We start from the raw sequence: 546 nt of genomic DNA, 5'->3' as shown, positions 1-546 counted from the left end.
CGGCTTGTGCGCTAACACTGGCTCAGTTTTAGGTGACGCAATCCAAGCGGACCATACAGTTACCTTCATTGGCGTTAAGCAAGGGTTATGTACCGCTCAAGCGAGAGACCGAATTGGTGAGCTGCACTTTTGTGGTTTGGGCGTCAACGTGGAATTCGATTCCATAGAAGAAGAAAGTGCACTGGGTATTGACCATAAAGTCATCCCCCGTTTGCTCCCAAAGCCAAAAGCGACCGCTCACAAAGGTGATAACGGTAAATTACTTTGCGTCGGCGGGAATCAAGGTATGTCTGGTGCAATCCGTTTGTGCGCGTCTGCGGCGGTTCGAAGCGGGGCAGGGTTAACAGCAAGTATTACGCACCCAGATAGTTTCATCCCTCTGCAGGTCAGTTGCCCAGAAGTGATGAGTCAAAGCATAACCACGGATTTACTCAGAGACACGGAAAACGCGCTCACTAAGCGTATTCGCTGGGCGGATGTTTTGGTGTTTGGCCCCGGTTTTGGCGACGATGAGTGGGCGTATCAAGCTTATCAATACCTATCTCA

Annotated in this window: 1 protein-coding gene; it reads left to right on the top strand. The window is 50.5% G+C overall.

From position 1 onward, the window contains the following. Positions 1-546: NAD(P)H-hydrate dehydratase (locus tag R7O13_RS30040; protein WP_318305611.1), on the top strand; the 546-nt coding region annotated here is incomplete at both ends.

Source organism: Vibrio sp. Y176 (assembly GCF_033438945.1).
This window is presented reverse-complemented; position numbering and strand designations above follow the sequence as displayed.